The 18,678-nt window shown below is 69.8% G+C and carries 21 protein-coding genes; 12 read left to right on the forward strand and 9 right to left on the reverse strand.

Annotation, left to right across the window (positions count from 1 at the left end; translation table 11 throughout):
- Positions 1-75: 75 nt before the first annotated feature.
- The 7 genes from ABZ855_RS43255 to ABZ855_RS43285 form a co-directional block, all read right to left on the reverse strand.
- Complete coding sequence (locus ABZ855_RS43255; RefSeq protein ID WP_360817793.1) at positions 76-483, reverse strand: molybdopterin cofactor-binding domain-containing protein; 408 nt, start codon at positions 481-483, stop codon at positions 76-78.
- A gap of 34 nt (positions 484-517) precedes the next feature.
- Positions 518-1,546, reverse strand: a complete 1,029-nt coding sequence (locus ABZ855_RS43260) for an aldo/keto reductase (RefSeq protein ID WP_360817796.1) — start codon at positions 1,544-1,546, stop codon at positions 518-520.
- Between the two features lie 94 nt (positions 1,547-1,640).
- On the reverse strand, positions 1,641-2,351 hold the full coding sequence (locus tag ABZ855_RS43265; RefSeq protein ID WP_360817799.1) for a TetR/AcrR family transcriptional regulator: 711 nt from the start codon (positions 2,349-2,351) through the stop codon (positions 1,641-1,643).
- Between the two features lie 40 nt (positions 2,352-2,391).
- The gene (locus tag ABZ855_RS43270) at positions 2,392-3,147 is read right to left on the reverse strand and encodes an SDR family oxidoreductase (protein WP_360817802.1); all 756 of its coding nucleotides are present in this window, start codon (positions 3,145-3,147) and stop codon (positions 2,392-2,394) included.
- A gap of 194 nt (positions 3,148-3,341) precedes the next feature.
- A complete protein-coding gene (locus ABZ855_RS43275) occupies positions 3,342-3,710 on the reverse strand; it encodes an MmcQ/YjbR family DNA-binding protein (protein WP_360817805.1) in 369 nt (122 codons plus the stop codon).
- Positions 3,711-3,732: 22 nt separating this feature from the next.
- Positions 3,733-4,128 carry an MmcQ/YjbR family DNA-binding protein gene (locus ABZ855_RS43280; protein WP_360817808.1) on the reverse strand — a complete coding sequence of 132 codons (396 nt, stop codon included), beginning with the start codon at positions 4,126-4,128 and terminating at the stop codon, positions 3,733-3,735.
- A 295-nt stretch (positions 4,129-4,423) separates the two neighbouring features.
- Positions 4,424-4,630, reverse strand: coding sequence for a hypothetical protein (locus ABZ855_RS43285; RefSeq protein WP_360817811.1), 207 nt, complete (start codon positions 4,628-4,630; stop codon positions 4,424-4,426).
- A gap of 202 nt (positions 4,631-4,832) precedes the next feature.
- On the opposite strand from ABZ855_RS43285, the gene ABZ855_RS43290 reads away from it, so the two are divergent.
- The 9 genes from ABZ855_RS43290 to ABZ855_RS43330 all read left to right on the forward strand — a co-directional run bounded on the left by ABZ855_RS43290 (position 4,833) and on the right by ABZ855_RS43330 (position 12,605).
- On the forward strand, positions 4,833-5,228 hold the full coding sequence (locus ABZ855_RS43290) for a nuclear transport factor 2 family protein (protein ID WP_360817814.1): 396 nt from the start codon (positions 4,833-4,835) through the stop codon (positions 5,226-5,228).
- Between the two features lie 84 nt (positions 5,229-5,312).
- The gene (locus tag ABZ855_RS43295) at positions 5,313-6,251 is read left to right on the forward strand and encodes a hypothetical protein (protein ID WP_360817817.1); all 939 of its coding nucleotides are present in this window, start codon (positions 5,313-5,315) and stop codon (positions 6,249-6,251) included.
- 98 nt (positions 6,252-6,349) lie between these two features.
- A complete protein-coding gene (locus tag ABZ855_RS43300; RefSeq protein ID WP_360817820.1) occupies positions 6,350-7,597 on the forward strand; it encodes an MFS transporter in 1,248 nt (415 codons plus the stop codon).
- Positions 7,598-8,345: 748 nt separating this feature from the next.
- Positions 8,346-8,786, forward strand: coding sequence for a hypothetical protein (locus ABZ855_RS43305; protein WP_360817823.1), 441 nt, complete (start codon positions 8,346-8,348; stop codon positions 8,784-8,786).
- 2 nt (positions 8,787-8,788) lie between these two features.
- On the forward strand, positions 8,789-9,424 hold the full coding sequence (locus tag ABZ855_RS43310) for a hypothetical protein (protein WP_360817826.1): 636 nt from the start codon (positions 8,789-8,791) through the stop codon (positions 9,422-9,424).
- A gap of 50 nt (positions 9,425-9,474) precedes the next feature.
- A complete protein-coding gene (locus ABZ855_RS43315) occupies positions 9,475-10,110 on the forward strand; it encodes a hypothetical protein (protein WP_319207189.1) in 636 nt (211 codons plus the stop codon).
- 83 nt (positions 10,111-10,193) lie between these two features.
- Positions 10,194-10,640 (forward strand): hypothetical protein, encoded by a 447-nt coding sequence (locus ABZ855_RS43320; protein ID WP_360817830.1) that lies wholly within the window; start codon positions 10,194-10,196, stop codon positions 10,638-10,640.
- Between the two features lie 185 nt (positions 10,641-10,825).
- Complete coding sequence (locus ABZ855_RS43325; RefSeq protein WP_360817833.1) at positions 10,826-11,761, forward strand: helix-turn-helix domain-containing GNAT family N-acetyltransferase; 936 nt, start codon at positions 10,826-10,828, stop codon at positions 11,759-11,761.
- Positions 11,762-11,792: 31 nt separating this feature from the next.
- Complete coding sequence (locus ABZ855_RS43330) at positions 11,793-12,605, forward strand: sugar phosphate isomerase/epimerase family protein (protein WP_360817836.1); 813 nt, start codon at positions 11,793-11,795, stop codon at positions 12,603-12,605.
- Positions 12,606-12,623: 18 nt separating this feature from the next.
- Here ABZ855_RS43330 and aroA read toward each other — a convergent pair whose 3' ends face one another.
- Both aroA and ABZ855_RS43340 read right to left on the reverse strand, forming a co-directional pair.
- On the reverse strand, positions 12,624-13,862 hold the full coding sequence (aroA, locus tag ABZ855_RS43335; RefSeq protein WP_360817839.1) for a 3-phosphoshikimate 1-carboxyvinyltransferase: 1,239 nt from the start codon (positions 13,860-13,862) through the stop codon (positions 12,624-12,626).
- A 576-nt stretch (positions 13,863-14,438) separates the two neighbouring features.
- Complete coding sequence (locus ABZ855_RS43340) at positions 14,439-15,422, reverse strand: peptidoglycan-binding protein (RefSeq protein ID WP_360817842.1); 984 nt, start codon at positions 15,420-15,422, stop codon at positions 14,439-14,441.
- 271 nt (positions 15,423-15,693) lie between these two features.
- Between ABZ855_RS43340 and ABZ855_RS43345 the strand changes: the two genes are divergently transcribed.
- From ABZ855_RS43345 to ABZ855_RS43355, 3 genes are all read left to right on the forward strand, one after another.
- Entirely contained in the window at positions 15,694-15,816 is a 123-nt protein-coding gene (locus tag ABZ855_RS43345) for a hypothetical protein (RefSeq protein WP_360817845.1), read from the forward strand.
- A 120-nt stretch (positions 15,817-15,936) separates the two neighbouring features.
- Entirely contained in the window at positions 15,937-17,772 is a 1,836-nt protein-coding gene (locus tag ABZ855_RS43350; protein ID WP_360817847.1) for a glycoside hydrolase family 3 protein, read from the forward strand.
- A 225-nt stretch (positions 17,773-17,997) separates the two neighbouring features.
- Entirely contained in the window at positions 17,998-18,672 is a 675-nt protein-coding gene (locus ABZ855_RS43355; protein WP_360817940.1) for a hypothetical protein, read from the forward strand.
- The last annotated feature ends 6 nt before the right edge of the window (positions 18,673-18,678 follow it).

Below are 18,678 nucleotides of genomic sequence, written 5' to 3' on the forward strand. Positions count from 1 at the left end.
CCGGGGTGTTTTTTCGCCCCCGCCGCCCCTACCCGTCCCATCCCGTTCCTGGGGGCTGCCGCCCCCAGACCCCCGCTACGGCCCTGAAGGGGCCTCGTCCTCAAACGCCGGACGGGCTGGGGGTGTGGGCCGGGTGTGGGAGAGGTGCCGGACAGGCTGGATGGTCGGCCGGCGCGGGAGAGGTGCCGGACGGGCTGGATGGTCGGCCGGTGTGGGACAGGTGCCGGACGGGCTGGATGGGGTGGGCCGGCGCGGGAAGGGTGCCGGACGGGCTGGATGGTGGGCCGGTGTCGGCTGCTGGATCGGATCAGGAGTCCGCTGGAGGGACGGGGTGCGTCCGCCCACCGTGCGGTAGACCGCCTCCCGCGACAGCAGCAGCCGTACCGGCCTGCTCGTCGCCCGGGCCGCCGGCACCGCGAGGATCGTGCCTGGCCACATCGCGAACTTGCCGCCGAAGGCGCCGCCGACGAAGGGCGCCAGCACCCGTACGTTCGTCTACTCGCTCACGGACTGGTGGTCAGGCGGCGGCTCGCTCGCGAGCGGGACGACGTCGCAGGTCCGGGTGCCGGAGGGCCGGAGGGAGATAGGCGGACTGGTCGGGTGAGCCGATGTTCACGCCGGGTGGAACGATCTTGTCGATCCGGTCGAGGACGTCGTCGGTGAGCGTGACGTCGACGCCGGCGAGCAGGTCGTCGAGCTGCTCCATCGTGCGGGGCCCGATGATCCCACTGGTCACACCGGGATGGGCGATCGCGAACGCCATGGCGAGGTGGGTCGTCGGCAGGCCCAGCTCTTCGGCGAGCGGGACGATCTGTTCGACGGCATCGAGCCGACGCTCGTCACTGAAGCTCGTGAACATGGCAGCGCGACGCAGGTCGGTCTGCTGACCCTTGCGGATTCGCCCGGTGAGCATCCCCTTCGCGAGCGGGCTCCAGACCAGGACGCCCATGCCGTAACGCTGGGCGACGGGCAGGATCTCCGTCTCGATGCCACGGTTGAGAATCGAGTAGGTCGGTTGTTCGGTGCGGAACCGTTCCAGGCCGCGCCGCTCGGCCACCCACTGGGCTTCGACGATGTCGGAGGCGGGCATCGTGGATGAGCCGATCGCGCGGACCTTACCGCTGTGGATCAGGTCCGAGAGCGCGGAAAGCGTCTCCTCGATGTCGGTGTCCGGGTCCGGCCGATGGATCTGATAGAGGTCGATGTGGTCGGTCTGCAGGCGCCGCAGTGACTGCTCGACGGCGGTGACGATCCAGCGCCTCGAGTTGCCCCGTTGGTTGGGATCGTCACCCATCGGCATATGCAGCTTGGTCGCGAGGACGATGTTGTCGCGGCGTCCCTTGAGGGCCTTTCCGACAATCTGCTCCGACTCGCCGCGGCTGTAGGCGTCGGCGGTGTCCACGAAGTTGATCCCGGCGTCCAGAGCCTTGTGGATGATGCGGATCGAGTCGTCGTGGTCGCGGTTGCCGGCGGCTCCGAACATCATGGCGCCGAGTGCGTAGGGACTGACCTTGATACCGGTCCGGCCAAGGTTGCGGTACCGCATGTGGGCTCTCCTGAGGTGTGGTCGAGGTCGAAGTGAGCACTCGGGCACGGCGAAGTGTCGGGCTCCTGGCGGCGTGGACCCCGGTGGGCCGGGTTCAGGAGCCGGTGCCGTAGCGGCTGAGCATGAGGGTGACGGCTTCGTCCACGATCGCGGCGTCGGTGGGGTTGGGCGGGATGAAGTCGGTGCGTACGAGTTGGGGCCAGAGGAACTGGCTGCAGATCATGCCGAGGAACTGTTCGGCCACCGCGGAGGCCGGTTGTGGCTGTCCCTCGGCCGTACGGAAGTCGAGTGTGCCGGCCTGTGCTTCGGCGTCCAGGTAGTCGCGGAGCCGGTCGAAGAAGGGGCCGCGGTCGATGGCGAAGCCGGTGCCGACGATGTCGGCGAGTTCCGGCATCTTTGGAAGCTCGGTGATGATCAGACGGCACAGCGCGGCCGTGCCGGGCCGGGCGACCAGACAGGCGTAGTCGCGGCCGATGTGGTCCAGGCCGTACCGGGGATCACCGGGCGGGGGCGCTTCGGCGTACTCCACGTCCAGCTGCCATTGCTCGGAGGTGACGGCCGCGAAGAGGGCAGCCTTGGTGGGGTACCGCTTGAAGAGGGTGCCGGTGGAGACGCCGGCCTCCCTGGCGATCTGCGCGAGGGAGGTCTTGTCGTATCCCCGGGCGAGGAAGAGGTCGCGGGCGGCACGGATGATCCGCGCCCGGTTCTCTTCTTTGATCTGCGCGTGATACCCGGCCTTGGCCTGCGCGGGATACCCCGCCTGGCAGGTGTCGCCATCGGTTTCCGCTCGGTCCACCACCGGCATACCCACGTCCCTCGCCCGTCTCCCGGCCGCATCCTCGCTGTCAGAGGACGGTCTGGCCGCCGTCCAGGATAAGGTCCTGGCCCACAGCGAAGGCGGAGACGTCCGAGGCCAGGTACACGACCGCTTCCGCGACCTCCTCGGGCAGGCCCATGCGGCCCAGCGGGATGTTGGAGCTGAGCCCCTCCAGGACCGCCGCCTGCACCGCGGGGTCCTCGATCCCGAGCTTGGCGTACAGCGGGGTGTCCACCGGGCCGGGGCTGACCGCGTTGAACCGGATGCCGTGAGACTTCAGCAGGTCCGCGTTCCACGACCGCATCAGGGAGGAGACTGCCGCCTTCGTCGCGGCGTAGGCGTTCGAATGGCCGTAGCCGCCGTGCGCGCTGTTGGACGCGTTGAGGATGACCGAGGACGGGTTGGCCAGCACGGGCACCAGGGCCTGGGTGAGGAAGAAGACGCTCTTGACGTTGATGTCGAAGAGCCGGTCGTAACTGTCCTCCGTGTGGTCCTCGAACGGCCGCCAGTCCGAGACACCGGCGTTCAGGAACGCCACGTCCAGCTTTCCGAAGTGCTCTTCCACCTGCTTGGCCAGGGCGCGCTGCGCGTCGAGGTCGCGTGCGTCGGCCTGTACGACGGGCACCTTGTCCCCGAGGATCTGCCGCGCTTTGTCGATGCTGGCCGGGGTGACGCCCGTGACCAGCACCTCAGCCCCTTCCGCGACAAAACGCCGCGCGGTCTCCAGGCCGATGCCGCTCGTGCCACCGGTGATGAGGGCGCGCTTGCCCGCAAGACGAGTCATGTTCCCTGTTCCTTGCCGAGATGTAAGGTAAGTCGAAGGACTCACCACGCCAAGGTAAACCCGCACCACCCCAATGGCAAGTCGGTCCACTTACCATCGGCGATCCGGGGAGCGCGGCCTGATGCGCGGCCTGATGCGCGGGCTGATGTGAGGGTCGAAGCGTGGGTTTGAAGTGACGGGGAAGCTCGCGGCCTTCATCGGGCGCTCGGGCGGTCGCGTCGCGGCAACCGCTCGGTGACCAGGTCGTACGAATCCTCGACCGCGTCGGTGATCAGCCGCTCGGTGATGCCGGGTCCCGGTCCCAGTGAGATCCAGTGGCGTTTGTCGAGGTAGCGGCCCGGGGTGATCGATGCGTGGCCGCGCTCCAGTGCCCGCGCGTGTTCGGGTTCGCACTTGACCGTGATGATCTGGTCGTCCGGGTCGTCGGTGACGATCAGGAACACCTTGCCCGCGACCTTGTACACGTCGAGTCCCGGAGTGAAGGGGTAGCCGTGACTGACGCCGGGGAGGGCCAGGGCAGCCTGGCGGGCGGCGTCCTGGAGCCGGTCACCGGGCGCAGTCACCGGGGCCGGTCACAGGCCGCGGTCATCGGGCCGCCCGCGTTCCGGTGCCGTAGGTGTGCGGGTCGACGGGCCGCTCGGCCTTGGGTAGACCTGCGACGACGAGCCGGTAGGAGTCGGTGACGAGCTCCTTGATGAGCTCCTTGTCGACGCCTTCACCGCTCTCCAGGGTGATCCAGTGTTTCTTGTTCATGTGATAGCCGGGGGTGATGCAGGCGTACTGCTCCCGCAGGGCATGCGCCTCGCCGGGGTCCGCCTTGAGGATCACGACGGGCCGCCCCGGGACCTCGGTCATCAGCATGAACACCTTGCCGCGCACCTTGTAGACCTCCCAGTCGGGGCCGAAGGGGTGCTCCAGCCGAGCCCCTGGGAGTTCCTCCGCGCAGTCGGCGGCGGTCTTGTGCAGGGCCGGTCCGTTCATGGGGCGTGGCCTTCCTCAGGTGGTGACGGGCCGCGGCGTCGAAGGACGCGGAGGCGCGCCGGGCGGGCGCGGCGGCACGTCCCATCCTTCCGCCGCAGCCGACCAGAAGGGCGGGAGGCTGCGGACATGTGATGGTCGACAGGCGACACCCCGTTGCGCCACTGCCTCAACTCGTCCTCATCGCGGTTTCACCGAGGGTGAGCCGAGGCACGACGTCGACCGCGGCACGACGTCGACCGCGGCACGACGTCGACCGCGTCAAGCGGACCGCGCGTGCCGCTGCCGGAGCCCATGGTCAGGACCACTGCCCCCAGCATGTCTGGCCCGGCCAGCACCCGGAGAGGGTGTGGACGTTCGACGATGGCTGTCGAGTGACCTTGTCCTGGCCGTTGTCGGCGGAGGAGATGCCGACGGCTGTGACGATCAGGGCGGCGGTGGCCACGGCCGTGGCCAGGGTCGTGGCCAGGGTCGTGGCCAGGGCCTTGGGTGCGAGTCGCTGCATGATTGTGCTGATTCCTTCGCATGGAGAGTGGGGGATGCGATAGATCATCATCTTGTGGGGTTACCACCTACGCGTCAATATGAAGTTTCAAGTTCCTCGGCCCACGAGGGTGGAGCATCTGCGTACCGTCCCGAACCCGAGGACAATGGACCCCGTCAGTCGGACATCGCCCCACACCCGTACTCGAAAGGTGGCGATCACCATGGCTGAGCACCCGCACGCAGCCCTCGTACGCAAGGGCTACGACGCCTTCTCGCGCGGTGACATGGACACCATGCGCACCCTGCTGGCGGGGGACGCCACGCATCACGTCCCCGGCAGTCACTCCCTCTCCGGGGACTTCAAGGGGCAGGACGCGATCATCGACATGTACCGTCGGCTCGCCGAGGAGACGGACGGGACCGTGCACGTCGTACCGATGAACGTCCTGGTCGACGGCCGGGGACACGCGGTGTCACTGCACCGTTTCACCGCTCGGCGCCAGGGCCGGGAGATCGACGAGACCGGCGCCCTCGTCTTCCGGATCGTCGGGGACAAGATCACCGACCTTGACGAGTGCGTCGAGGACATCGAGCGCGGCAACGAGTTCTGGGGCTGAGTCGCGGCCGACCTCGGGGTTGTCGTCGTCGGACGTGATCCAGCCGGAACGGCGCACGTCAGAGGTGTTCGACGGGAGGCCCTCGTGGATCTGGACGCGGTCGCCGACGAGCTGTACGGCCTGGCCCCGGGTGACTTCACCGCCGTCCGGGACGAGCGGGCCCAGGCTGCCCGGGCCGCCGGTGACCGGGAGCTGGCCGCGCGGATACGTCGGCTGCGCCGGCCGACTCTGGCCGCGTGGGCCAGCAATCTGCTGGTGCGTGAACAGCCCGACGAGACCGAGCGGTTGCTGCAACTCGGTGAGGCGCTGCGGCGGGCCCACCAGGACCTGGACGGCGCGCGGCTGCGCGAGCTGTCGGCGCAGCAGCGCCTGCTGACCTTCGCTCTGGCCCGGCAGGCCGGCGAACTCGCGGCCCAGGCCGGGCAGAGCATCAGCGACGACGTACGACAGGAGGTCCAGGACACCCTGCACGCCGTACTGGCCGACTCGGGGGCCGCCGAGCAGTTGGCCGAGGGGCGGCTGACGAAGCCGCTGAGTGTTGTGGCCGGTTTTCCGATGCCCTCCGGGCAGCCGCCACAGGCACCAGTTTCTCGCCGCACCGGCCGGCCGTCGGGCGAGGTGGGCGATCTGGATGCCGCGCGCGTACGACGCCAGGAGCAGCAGAAGCAGAAGCAGAAACAGGAGCAGGAGCAGCAGGAGCAGCAGGAGCGCCTTGAGCTGGCCCGGCAGAAGGCCGCGGACGTCGCGCGGGAACTCCGGGACCGGGAAGGCGAGTTGGCCGCCGTGGAGGAAGAGCAGCGCCGGGCGGAGGGAGAGCAGGAGCAGGCCGAGCGGCACGTCGCCGAGCTGTCCCGGCAGCTCCAGGACGCCGAACGTGCTCAGCAGCGGGCACGGGATGCCGTCGGCAAGGCCCGCGGGCGCACACGGGATGCGGAGCAGGCCGTACGCGGCAGCCGGCGCCGGGGCGAAGACGCCGCCGCACACGTCCGCGAGCTCGCCGGACGGACACAGCACCGGACGTGAAGCCCGGCGAAGGCAGCGGGGACTCTCTGACCTGGGCAAACTTGGGCCGGTCATAAAACCCGTTGCGGGCGTGCCGCCCAGTCCCGACGATCATGCGCATGTCCGCTGCCCTGGCACCCATGCGCCACCGCCCGTTCCGTCACCTCTTCATCGGTACGACGGTCAACCTGCTCGGCAGCGGGGTGGCGCCCATCGCTCTGGCCTTCGCGGTGCTCGACGCCACCGGCTCGGTCGGTTCACTCGGGCTGGTGGTCGGTGCCTACTCCCTCACCAGCATCGTCTTCCTGCTGTACGGCGGGGTGTTGGCGGACCGGTTGCCGCGCGGCCCGCTGCTGGTCGGCAGCAGCGTGGTCTGCGGCACGAGCCAGGCGGTGATCGCCGCCCTGGTCCTCACCCACAACGCCGCCATCCCCCTGCTCATGGTGCTCGCCGCGATCTCGGGGGCGTCCGGTTCCTGCTACCAGCCCGCCGCCCAGGCGCTGCTGCCCCAGACCGTGCCGGCCGAGTCCCGACGCGCCGCCCTCGCGCTCTCCCGGATCGCGGGCAGCAGCGCGGCGGTCGCGGGTGCCTCGCTCGGCGGCCTACTGGTCGCCGCGATCGGTCCGGGCTGGGGTCTGGCCGTCGACGCGCTCAGTTTCGCGCTCGCCGCAGCGTTCTTCGCGCTGGTCCGTGTCCAGGCCGCACCGCCCGCGCCCAGCGCCGGTGTGGTTCATGAACTGCGCGTCGGCTGGCGGGAGTTCACCTCCCGCAGCTGGGTGTGGGTGATCGTGGTGGCCTTCTGCTTCCTCAACGCCGGCCTCACCGCCTCGTTCACCGTTCTCGGCCCGGCCGTCGCCGACAGCACCGAGATCGGCCGCGGCGGTTGGGGGCTGATCCTTGCCGCGGGCTCGCTCGGCGCGGTCGCCGGTGGCGTCCTGTCGCTGAGATGGCGGCCCCGGCGCGCGATCCTGGTCGGCTGCGCGCTGATGGGCCTGACGGCGACGATCCCGCTGCTGCTCGCCCTCGCCCCCTACACGTGGCTGCTGGTCGTGGCCAATTTCGCCGCCGGCGTGGGCAGCGAACAGGCGGGCGTCGCCTGGTACTCGACCCTCAACGAGCAGATCCCCGAGGACCGTCTGGCCCGCGTGTACGCCTACGACGACCTCGGCTCGTACCTCGCGCTGCCGCTCGCCCAGTTCAGCGCCGGACCGGCCGTACTCCTCCTCGGCCTCCACGCCACCCTCTACGCGGCCGCCGGGCTCGTCCTCCTCGCCACCCTGGCCATGGTCGCCACGCCCTCCGTCCGCGCACTGGTCCCCAAAACCGCACGACCGCTGCCGGTGGTCGAGGATGCGGTGCCTGGCTGAGCCCGACTCGAACGCGTACGGACCGACAGCCGTGCAGCGCGCGGACGTCACCGTCGGCCAGCTGCTTCTACACCCGAACGACCCAGCAAAACCATGCGATTATTGGCCATCGACTCCCCTTCCCGGAAGATTAGTTACCGTACGGTTCGGTAATTGCCCAGGTGACTCCCCGGTAGCGTTTCGTTCATTGAGTCCTTTCGCGTCTGATCTTGACGACCGTGCCGCATCGCTGCATGATCAGCGCTGAACCAGAGCCGCATTACCGCGAAGAAGCCCTCCCCCACGGGTCTTGACCAGGCCCTTGCGGCTTCTTCGCATGAAAACGGGGCGCGATGCCTTCGGAGGGCGCACTAAAAGTGCTGCCCTTTCTCGATGCTGCGCTTCTCCGTTGTCCGTAATACCCACCCCCCACCTTCACCCCCCACTCCCCACCCCCCACTCCCCACTCCCCTCTCCCCTCTCCCCTCACTTGGCGTTCTCGTCATTCACCCCTTTTCGCGATCCATTTTCGCGACCCATTTTTAGTGACCCCTTTTCCCTCGCCTCCCATATTTCCTGCGAGCGTTGAAGGGGCGCTTTGGCCTGCTCGAAAACAGAATGCAATCAGTGTTTCAAGAAGTCGTCCGCAAAAGGTTCCGGAAGTATTGACTTCGTATCCCGGGCCGCTTCATATTTGTGGCCACCACCCCCCAAGCTTCGAATTCGGATCTCGCTGGAGGTCCGTTTTCGTGGACAGTCAGGAGACAAAGTGGCGATCACACGCCCGTTCAACCGCAAGGCCGTCCTGGCCGCTCTCGTGATCACGGCCGCGGCTGCCACCACGGTCACGGTGCCCGGGACCGCCGAGGCCCAGTCGGGCTCCCGTATCTGCGGGAACTACTGGGAGGCCCGCGCCAACGGGAAGACCGTCGGGATCATCGCCAAGGTCCTGGAGGTGCCCAAGGTCGACTTCGGTATCTGCCTCCGTGTCATCGACAAGACGAACAGCATCAACGGCCGGAGTCTGCCCGGCTACGCCGGCGCGGTGACCTGGAATCCGCGTCAGCCTCTGCGGTCCTGGACCTGCGAGGACGCCGGCGACCTGTTCAACGACGCGTACGGGAACGACCCCTGCCTCACCATGAACCGGGTCGACCTCATCGGTCAGGTGGCGAACCGCACGCCCGTCGAGTGGTCGCAGGTCTACTGATCATGCGCCGAACCTCATGGCTGAATCGCGTCCTGATGTGCGGTGCTCTCGCCGTCGCGACGCTCGCCACCACAGAAGGCACCGCGAGTGCCGCCACCCAGTGTTTCACCCAGAGCTATTCCGACGGGGCGAACATCGTCCCCGGCACCGGCGGCGGAAACACCACCCGAGCCATCACCCGGCAGCGTGCCGGCAACACCTGGGACGACTGGGTGTGGCGCGGCACCGAATTCCAGTGTCCGCGAGGCCGGACCTGTGAATACGCGTGGGAGAAGTCGAAGACCACGACCACCGGCTGGGCCATCGGCGGCGGAACCGACCTCGGTAACGCCAGCTCGCCCTCCAAGAAGTGGTACAACACCGTGGTTTCCTTCGTCGGCGGATACCAGAAAACCACGCAGCTCACGACCGCGTTCACCTGGACCGTGCATCTCGAGGGCGGAGATGTGGCACAGCCGGTTCAGGTCGCCGTCCGCCGCTGGACCCAGGGCGATTTCTCCGGCGGCTGGGAAAGGACCAACCGGGGCTGCCGGGGCGGCACCACCTACGAATGGAACGGAAACGTCAGGTTCGGCAATTGGACCCGCGACGTCTTCGAGAAGGAAAAGGTCGGCTACGCCGTCAACGGCCGAATGTGACCTGCCATATCGGCCATCAGCGAATTCCCTTTCCCTGAAAGGACACAGCCATGCCAAGTAGAACCTGGTTGAATCGCGTTCTGATGTGCGGTGCTCTCGCCGTCGCGACGCTCGCCACCACAGAAGGCACCGCCAGTGCCGCCACCCAGTGTTTCACCCAGAGCTATTCCGACGGGGCGAACATCGTCCCCGGCACCGGCGGCGGAAACACCACCCGCGCCATCACCCGGCAGCGCGCCGGCAACACCTGGGACGACTGGGTGTGGCGCGGCACCGAATTCCAGTGCCCCCGAGGCCGGACCTGCGACTACGCCTGGACGAAGTCGAAGACCACCACCACCGGCTGGGCCATCGGCGGCGGAACCGACCTCGGTAACGCCACCTCGCCCTCCAAGAAGTGGTACAACACCGTGCTTTCCCTCGTCGGCGGCTATCAGAAGACCACCGAGATCAGCACCAACTTCACCTGGACCGTGCATCTCGAGGGCGGCGATGTCGCACAGCCGGTACAGGTCGCTGTCCGCCGCTGGACCCAGGGCGACTTCGCCGGCGGCTGGGAAAGGACCAACCGGGGCTGCCGGGGCGGCACCACCTACGAATGGAACGGAAACGTCAGGTTCGGCAACTGGACCCGCGACGTCTTCGAGAAGGAAAAGGTCGGCTACGCCGTCAACGGCCGTATGTGATCCGGCAGTTCACCCATCACACATCGCACATCGCACATCGCACATCGCACACCGCACATCGCGGAGACTTCGAGGAGATGTTCATGAGGGTCACGTTCATCAAGCGGCGCGTCGCGACGCTGGCAGCCGCCGGGCTGGCCGCCGGAGCGCTGTTCGCCGTCGCGGTCCCCGGCACCGCCGAGGCCCAGTCGGGCTCCCGTATCTGCGGGAACTACTGGAAGGGCTACTACGACAACGGCCAGAAGGAGGTCACCTGGTCCCGGGTGATCGAGGTCCCCAAGAGTGACGGCATCGCCTGCGACGTCGCCATCAACAGGACCGACCGGGTCGGCAACCCGCCGCAGGAGACCGTGAACCTCGGTGTGAAGTGGGGTGATCGGCAGCGGCTGCAGAACGTGACCTGCGAGTACTTCTCCCAGGACGTCCTCGACTCCAAGCACGGGGACGACGTCTGCAACAGCATGCTGCGCGCGGACAACGTGTTCCAGGTCAAGAACCGCACCATCAGCCAGTTCTACGTCAAGCCCTGACCACGGCGCTCGCCCCGGTTGCCCGACCCCACCCCCACGGGGGTCGGGCAACCGGCCAGGGGCATGGCACGGTCCTGCGCCCTTGAGGAACCCGTCCCCCGGGGCCTACCCTCGACGCAGCGAGATCTCTGACTGAGTCAACTGTCCGCAGCGAGCAGTTCGTTGCCCACGAGGTGGTCCCTTCCATGACCGTCCAGGACATCCGGTCCTTCAACCGCTTCTACACGAACGTCATCGGCGCCCTCGACTACAGCAGCCACCTCTACGCCCCCTACACCCTCACCGAGGCCCGCGTCCTCTACGAGCTCGCGCACTCCACCCGTACCGACGCCGCCGATCTCCGTGCCGAACTCACCCTGGACGCCGGGTACTTGAGCCGGATCCTCAACAAGTTCGAGCAGGACGAGCTGATCGAGCGGGCGCCCTCGGACCGGGATCCCCGGCGGCGGCGTGTCACACTCACCGCGCGCGGGCGGGAGACCGCCAACCTGTTGAACGAACGTTCCACGGAGGCCATCGCCTCACTGCTGGCCACCGTGCCGGCCGCGGACCGGCCCCGGCTCACGGAGGCGCTGGGCACCGTCCGCTCGCTCCTCTCCGACGGCCGACCCCCGCGCCGCGAGGACGTCGTGCTGCGCGACCCCTACCCCGGCGATCTCGGCTGGATCGTGCAGCGCAACGCGGCGCTCTACGCGGCCGAGTACGGCTTCAACACCGACTACGAGGGGCTGGTGGCGAGGATCGTCGCCGACTTCGCCGAGGATCACGACCCCCACCTCGAGCGGGTGTGGATCGCCGAGCTCGACGGCCGGCCGGTCGGCTGCGTGATGTGCGTACGGGACGAGGCGCCCGGAACGGCCAGGCTGCGGCTGCTGCTCGTCGAGCCGGAGGCGCGCGGGCTCGGCATCGGTGACCGGCTCGTCGCGTCCGTCGTCGGCTTCGCCCGTGAGGTCGGCTACCGCGAACTCGTCCTGTGGACCAACGACGTCCTCACCGCCGCCCGGCACATCTACCAGCGTCACGGCTTCGTCCTCGTCACCGACAGGGCGCACCGCTCCTTCGGCAGGGACCTGGTGGGCCAGGACTGGCGGCTGGATCTGCACGGGACGACGGATCGGTGAAACCCCGGAGCGGCGGGTAGGGTCCGTGGACATGAAACTGGCGTTCTCCACCCTCGGCGTCCCCGGTCTCCCCCTCCCCGAAGTGCTGCGGCTCGCGGCCGACCACGGCTATCACGGCGTCGAACTTCGCACACACCCCGAAGAACCCGTCCACCTGGGTCTCGATCTCGGCCAACGAGCCGATGTGGCCGCCGAGTTCAAGGCATCCGGCATCGAGCTCCTCGGTCTCGCCGGGTACGTCCGGGTCGCGGCCCCCGGCGACGACGAACCCGTGCTCACCGAACTCCGTGCCCTTCTCGACCTGGCCCGCGACCTGGGCGCGCCCTTCGTCCGCGTGTTCCCGGGCGGATCCGTCGACGGCGCCACCGACCAGAGCCCCGAGGAGGCCGACGCGACGGCGGCCCGGAGGCTCGGCACGGCAGCCGAGTACGCGGCCGACATCGGCGTACGCGTCCTCCTGGAGACCCACGACTCGCATCGCACGGGCGCCGCCGCGATCCGCGTCCTGGGCCCGGTCGGTCACCGGCAGGTGGGCGCGCTGTGGGACGTCATGCACACCTGGCTCGGCGGCGAGCAGCCCTCGGAGAGTTACGCGGCCCTCGCCCCGCACCTCGGATATGTGCAGGTCAAGGACATCGCCTCGCCCGAGGACACCACCCCGCTGGCCCTGGGCGCCGGTGTCCTGCCGCTCGGCGAGGTCGTCGAGGTCCTGTCCCGGCACAACTGGGACGGCTGGCTGTGCTGGGAGTACGAGAAGCGGTGGTACGAAGCCGCCGCCCCCCTCCCGGACCTGCTGGACACCGGCCGCGAGCACCTCGCCCGGCTGCTGACCGAGTCCGCCTGAGCCCTGCCCCGGCCCGCGTCATCCGAGTACGTCCCGCAGCTCGCCGAACGCCTCGTGGAACCCGGGGAACGTCTTCCGTACGCACCCCGGGTCGTCGAAGGTGATGCCCGGGGTGCGCAGGGCGGTCACCGCGAAGGACATGACGATGCGGTGGTCGCCGTACGACTTGATGTCCGTGCCGGGGGCGGGAGCCGTGCCGGGGTGGATCTCGATCCAGTCGGCGCCCGTCTCCACCCGTACCCCCAGCCGCCGGAGGTTCTCCGCGCAGGCCTCCAGGCGGTCGCACTCCTTCACGCGGGTGTTGGCGACGTCCTCGATGCGTACGGGGCCGGAGGCGAAGGGGGCGAGCGCCGCCAGGGTCGGCATGGTGTCGGAGATGTCCCGCATGTTGACCGTCAGGCCGCGCAGTTCGCCGGTTCCGGTGACCGTCGTGCGGTCCTCGGCGATGTCCACCCGCGCGCCCATCCCGCGCAGTACGTCGACGAAGCCCAGGTCGCCCTGGAGGGCGCCGGTGCCCAGGCCGGGGACCGTGACCTCGCCGCCGGTGAGGGCCGCCGCGGCGAAGAAGTAGCTGGCGGTGGAGGCGTCGGGCTCGATGGCGTACGTGGTGGCGCGGTAGCCGCCGGGCGGGACCACGAAGACGTCGCCGTCCTGGCGTACGTCCGCGCCGAACGCCCGCATCATCTCGATGGTGATCCCGACGTAGGGGGCCGAGACGAGGTCGGTGACGTGGATGCGCAGGCCCTTGCGGGTCAGGGGGCCCAGGAGGAGGAGCGCGGTGAGGTACTGGGAGGACTGGCCTGCGTCGAGGGTGACGTTTCCGCCCTCCACGCCCGCCGCCTCGATGGTCAGCGGGTGGTGCCCCTCCGCCTCCTCGTGCCGCAGGTCCACGCCCAGGTCGCGCAGGGCGCGGGTGAGGGGGGCGAGGGGGCGGCGGCGCATCTGGGGGGAGGCGTCGAAGCGGTAGGTGCCGTGGCCGGCGGCGGTGAGGGTCGGGAGGAAGCGGGCGGTCGTGGCGCCGTCGCGGCAGTAGACGTCGGCCTCGGTGGCCGCGGGGCCCTCGGGGCGGCCGTCGATCTGCCAGGCGCCGGGGGTGCGTCCGACCCGGTAGCCGAGAGCGAGAAGGCCTTCGGCGAAGCCCTCGGAGTCGTCCGAGCGCAGGGGGCGTACGAGGGTGGTGACCCCGTCGGCTGCCGCGGCGAGGAAGAGGGCGCGCGCGGTGATGGACTTGGAACCGGGAATCTCTACGACGGCCATGGCCCTATGCTCGCCCGCCCCGCGCCCCACGCGCCGGAACGTCCGCGTAATGGACCGTGAACGCTGAGCGCTCCGCGCGGGGTGCGAGGCCCGGGGCGCGGGGCCCGGGGCGCGGGGCGAGAGGCCCGGGGCGCTCGCAGCGCGAGAGGCCCGGGGTGCGAGGCCCGAGGCGCAAGGCCCGAGGCCCGAGGCCCGAGGCCCGAGGCGCGGGGTGCGACGCGCGAGGTGCGACGCGCGAGGTGCGAGGCCCGAGGCGCGAGGCCCGAGGCGCGGGGTGCGAGGCCCGGGGTGCGAGGCCCGAGGCGCGAGGCCCGAGGCGAGAGGCCCGAGGCCCGGGGTGCGAGGCCCGGGGTGCGAGGCCCGAGGCGCGAGGCCCGAGGCGAGAGGCCCGAGGCGCGAGGCCCGAGGCGAGAGGCCCGAGGCCCGGGGTGCGAGGCCCGGGGCGAGAGGCCCGAGGCGAGAGGCCCGAGGCCCGGGGTGCGAGGCGCGGGGTGCGAGGCGCGGGGTGCGAGGCGCGGGGTGCGAGGCGCGGGGTGCTGCCCGGCCCGCGGCGGGGCGGGCAGCACCCTCAGTGGGTCATGAGAACAGCAGGCGCCAGGTCAGCGGGCCCGGGTAGCCGTCCGCGTCGCCGCGCAGCTCCGGGCGGGACTTCTGGAAGTCGCGGACGTTGAGCCGGTCGGCCTCGCCCCAGGTGCGGCTCGGTCCCACCTTGTAGTGGTCGCCGAAGCCGCGCTTGACGAGCTGCTTGCCGAGCTTGAGGACGTTCTCGCTGGAGACCCCGTCCTTGAAGTACTTGCGACCCGGGTACGCGGGCACCGCCGGCTTGGGGGTGGTCTGCGGGGGCTTGTGCGTGCCCTGCGGCGGCTTGGGCGTGCTGTGGGGCGGCTTCGGCGTGCTCGGCGGCTTCGGCGGGGTGTCGTCGTCCACGTCCAGCTCGGCCTTGGCGTACTTGACGAGCGTCGCGAAGTCGATCGCGCCCGGGTCCCCGTGGTCGTTCTCCGGGACATGCATGTGCCCGCAGACACCCTTGAAGTCTGCCCATTCGGTGAAGGACAGACGCTGGCCGCCGGCGGTGCCGTACGAGGTGGGGTAGGCCGGCCAGGACTTCGGGCCGGACAGCGCGACGCCGTGCTCCTCGTGCATCCAGGCCAGGAACCGCGCGACCGACCTGAGCGCCCACTCGGGGGCGTCGGGCCAGAAGATGTGCTCCTGGCCGGCCGCCGTCCACTTCTTGTGCGACGTGGGGTCGCAGGTGCCGACCAGTTCGATCTGGGTGACGTTGAGCGTGTTGGTCTCGACACCGCCCCGCTTGTTGGCGAGGGCCCGCGAGGAGGTCTCTATGTCGAAGTGCTGGAACCACTTCAGCTTCTTGGCCGCGAAATCCGGCACCGCCGTCAGGTTGGGCGCCATGGAGCCACCGCCGTACGTGGGCAGCGTGCGCCCCTCGGTGGTGTGCAGGACGACGACGTTGACCTGCATCGGGTCACCCGGGTAGTCGTCCTGGTACCAGTTCGCCCGGCTGGCGCCCGGGTATCGCTGGGGTCCTGTCTTCGTGGTCATCCCACGCCTCCTGTTTTTCGGCTTCCCCATGGCCGGCCCCCCGACAGGCGCTGCCGCGGTGAGAGCATGTAGGACTCTGCCGGGATCATCTCCCAACAGGCTTGAACTGTACGAGGCTTGACGGGCTTTCGGTGTGTCGCCCGGGTTACACGGGCCGGTTCGCGGGTACTCATTTCTGCCCCTCGGGTCACGCCCGCACCGACTTCCCGGAATCACCCGCGATCCGGGAACCCGCTCCCGCCCCGGCCCGTCCAACCGGCACGACTGCCGGATGAGTCACCGTCGTGCGGTGTCGGCCTCGCCGCTGGCTGCGATCGTCGACCTGACCCTCTCCAACCGCCTGCGGCCCGGCAGCGAGCCGTCACCGGTGCGCCCCCCTCCGATGCGCCGGTGACGGTCCCTCATTTCCCGTCCCGATCGGAACCCTTACGGGCCGCGCGCTCTTGACTGGAAGAAACTTCCCGGTTATTCGTGACTTCTCGGAAGTTTCCTTCACGAGGGAAGGAGCGCCCCCGTGCGCGACCCAGCCGATCAGAACGGGACCGCCGCCCGTCCGTCCAGACGCGCACTTCTCGCCGCGACCGCGGGCAGCGGCGCCGCGCTCGCCCTCGGGGGCGAGGCCAGTCCGGCCGACCGGACCAACAGTGACGCGCGACTTCGCCGGATCGTCTCCCGGATGACCCTGGAGGAGAAGGTCGGCCAGCTGTTCGTCATGCGGGTGTACGGGCACTCCGCCACCGCGCCCGACCAGGCCGACATCGACGCCAACCTCGCCGAGCTCGGCGTACGGACGGCCGCCGAGCTCATCGCCAAGTACCGGGTCGGCGGGATCATCTACTTCGCGTGGGCGCACAACACCCGCGACCCGCATCAGATCGCCGACCTGAGCAACGGCATCCAGCGGGCCTCCCTCGGCCTCCCCCGAGGGCTCCCTGTACTCATCTCCACGGACCAGGAGCACGGCATCGTCGCCCGCGTCGGCCGGCCCGCCACTCTCCTCCCCGGGGCCATGGCACTCGGCGCGAACGGCTCACGCACCGACGCGCTGACCGCAGGCCGCGTCGGTGGCGCCGAGCTGCGCGCCCTCGGCATCCGCCAGGACTACGCGCCCGTCGCCGACGTGAACGTCAATCCGGCCAACCCGGTGATCGGCGTACGGTCGTTCGGCGCCGACCCGAAAGCCGTCGCCGGGCTGGTCGCCGCGCAGGTCACCGGGTACCAGCGATCCTCCGTCGCGGCGACCGCCAAGCACTTCCCGGGGCACGGGGACACCGCCGTCGACAGCCACTACGGCTTCCCCGTCATCCAGCACACCCGCGAGCAGTGGAACACCGTCGACGCGCCGCCGTTCCGCGCCGCGATCCGGGCCGGCATCGACTCGATCATGACCGCGCACATCATGGTCCCGGCCCTCGACGACTCCGGCGACCCGGCCACCCTGTCCCACCCGATCCTCACCGGCATCCTGCGTGGCGAACTCGGCTACGACGGGGTCGTGGTCACCGACTCGCTGGGCATGCAGGGCGTACGGGAGAAGTACGGGGACGACCGGGTCCCGGTGCTCGCGCTGAAGGCCGGGGTCGACCAGCTTCTCAACCCGCCGTCGATCGACATCGCCTGGAACGCCGTACTGACGGCTGTCCGGCAGGGCGAGTTGACCGAGGCGCGGCTCGACACCTCTCTCCTGCGCATCCTGCGGCTCAAGAACCGGCTCGGGCTGCTCGACCGGCCGTATGTCACCCACGCCGGTGTCGACCGGGCCGTAGGTGTCCGGGGCCATCTCCAGGCCGCCGACCGGATCGCCGAGCGGACCACCACGCTGCTCGTCAACGAGCGGAAGACGCTGCCCCTTTCCCGGGTGACCCAGAAGAAGGTGCTCGTCGTCGGGGCCGATCCGGCGTCGCCGTCCGGTACCACCGGCCCGCCCACCACCGTCCTGGCCAACGCCCTCACCGAACTGGGGTTCACCGCCACCGCCCTGTCGACCGGCACCGCACCCACCGCCGCCGTCGTCGCCCAGGCCGTCGCCGCCGCCGGGGAGATGGACGCGGTGGTCGTCGGGACGTACAACCTCAACGCCGCGAGCAGTCAGCGGACCCTGGTCACCGCCCTCCTCGCCACCGGGCGCCCCGTGGTGTGCGTGGCGATCCGCAACCCCTACGACGTAGCTCAACTTCCGTCCGTACAGGCCTACTTGGCCACCTACTCCTGGACCGACGTCGAACTCCGGGCCGCAGCGCGGGTGATCGCGGGACGGGTTCGGCCGCGCGGGAAACTGCCGGTGCCGGTGCTGCGCGCGGACGATCCGACGAGCGTGCTGTATCCGATCGGTCACGGACTGTCGTACTAGGCGCGGGGGTTGGGCAGGCGTACGTCGCGTACGCCGCACAACCGGCGCACTCCCCCCAATAGGCGCAAATCCGCTGGACTTCCGGCGTGGCCCTGGCGGATCGGGCCACGCTGAGCAGGGGAAACTCAGGGGGATGCGATGCGTGTAGTGCGTTCTGTGGGGTCCGTGAGGTTTACGAGGCTCACCGGAGTGACAAGCGGGCGGGCTTTCGTCCGCGCGCTGTTGATGGTGGTCGCGGTGTTCGTGGTGACCGGATGTCAGCTGTCGCCGAACGGTTCGCCGGACGGTTCGCCGGGCCGATCGGCGGACAGAGGGAGCGGCTCCGCCGGCGCCTCGTCGGTCTCGGGCGGGGCCTCGGGGGCCGTCGACGGTACGACGGTCGACCAGCGGCCCGCGCGGCCCCGGCCCACCGGCTACGGCACCGTCTTCCTCGCCATCGACGAGTGCAGCTCCTTCGGCACGACCCGTTTCACCGAGGTGCCCTGCACCAGCGAGCGGGCGGCGGCCCGGGTCGTGGCCCGGTACGACGGCAGGGTGAGCGAGGGTCCGTCGTGCCCGGCGACCACCGACTTCGTGCTGCACATCAGCGAACAGCGCCCCGCCGCCGACGAGGACGGCGACGGGGCCGTCCCGCAGGGGTACGCCTGTATGCGCAACCTCCAGGCCCCGCACCCCGGCGACCCGGGCGGCGGCGGAGGCCCGCGCACGATCGTCGGTGACTGTGTGTACAGCGCGGGGCGCGGGGAGGTGCGGGAGACGGCGTGCGACGGGAAGGGCGAGAAGAAGCCGGAGTACCGGGTGACCGAGGCGGTCGGCAAGCGCTTCAACTGCCCGCCGTCCACTGCCCTTTACGTGCAGTTGGGCGGGGATTCGCCGGTCGGCTGCGCGAAACCGGTATGAAGGATT

It is taken from the genome of Streptomyces sp. NPDC047042 (assembly GCF_040644035.1).
Classification (GTDB): Bacteria; Actinomycetota; Actinomycetes; order Streptomycetales; family Streptomycetaceae; genus Streptomyces.

Excerpts from the sequence above, each read along its gene's own strand:
- ABZ855_RS43260 (WP_360817796.1), bottom strand. The coding sequence starts at position 1,546 with ATGCGGTACCGCAACCTTGGCCGGACCGGTATCAAGGTCAGTCCCTAC.
- ABZ855_RS43265 (WP_360817799.1), bottom strand. The coding sequence starts at position 2,351 with ATGCCGGTGGTGGACCGAGCGGAAACCGATGGCGACACCTGCCAGGCG.
- ABZ855_RS43270 (WP_360817802.1), bottom strand. The coding sequence starts at position 3,147 with ATGACTCGTCTTGCGGGCAAGCGCGCCCTCATCACCGGTGGCACGAGC.
- ABZ855_RS43280 (WP_360817808.1), bottom strand. The coding sequence starts at position 4,128 with ATGAACGGACCGGCCCTGCACAAGACCGCCGCCGACTGCGCGGAGGAA.
- ABZ855_RS43285 (WP_360817811.1), bottom strand. The coding sequence starts at position 4,630 with ATGCAGCGACTCGCACCCAAGGCCCTGGCCACGACCCTGGCCACGACC.
- ABZ855_RS43290 (WP_360817814.1), top strand. The coding sequence starts at position 4,833 with ATGGCTGAGCACCCGCACGCAGCCCTCGTACGCAAGGGCTACGACGCC.
- ABZ855_RS43300 (WP_360817820.1), top strand. The coding sequence starts at position 6,350 with ATGTCCGCTGCCCTGGCACCCATGCGCCACCGCCCGTTCCGTCACCTC.
- ABZ855_RS43310 (WP_360817826.1), top strand. The coding sequence starts at position 8,789 with ATGCGCCGAACCTCATGGCTGAATCGCGTCCTGATGTGCGGTGCTCTC.
- ABZ855_RS43315 (WP_319207189.1), top strand. The coding sequence starts at position 9,475 with ATGCCAAGTAGAACCTGGTTGAATCGCGTTCTGATGTGCGGTGCTCTC.
- ABZ855_RS43320 (WP_360817830.1), top strand. The coding sequence starts at position 10,194 with ATGAGGGTCACGTTCATCAAGCGGCGCGTCGCGACGCTGGCAGCCGCC.
- ABZ855_RS43325 (WP_360817833.1), top strand. The coding sequence starts at position 10,826 with ATGACCGTCCAGGACATCCGGTCCTTCAACCGCTTCTACACGAACGTC.
- ABZ855_RS43330 (WP_360817836.1), top strand. The coding sequence starts at position 11,793 with ATGAAACTGGCGTTCTCCACCCTCGGCGTCCCCGGTCTCCCCCTCCCC.
- aroA (WP_360817839.1), bottom strand. The coding sequence starts at position 13,862 with ATGGCCGTCGTAGAGATTCCCGGTTCCAAGTCCATCACCGCGCGCGCC.
- ABZ855_RS43340 (WP_360817842.1), bottom strand. The coding sequence starts at position 15,422 with ATGACCACGAAGACAGGACCCCAGCGATACCCGGGCGCCAGCCGGGCG.
- ABZ855_RS43345 (WP_360817845.1), top strand. The coding sequence starts at position 15,694 with ATGAGTCACCGTCGTGCGGTGTCGGCCTCGCCGCTGGCTGCGATCGTC.
- ABZ855_RS43355 (WP_360817940.1), top strand. The coding sequence starts at position 17,998 with ATGGTGGTCGCGGTGTTCGTGGTGACCGGATGTCAGCTGTCGCCGAAC.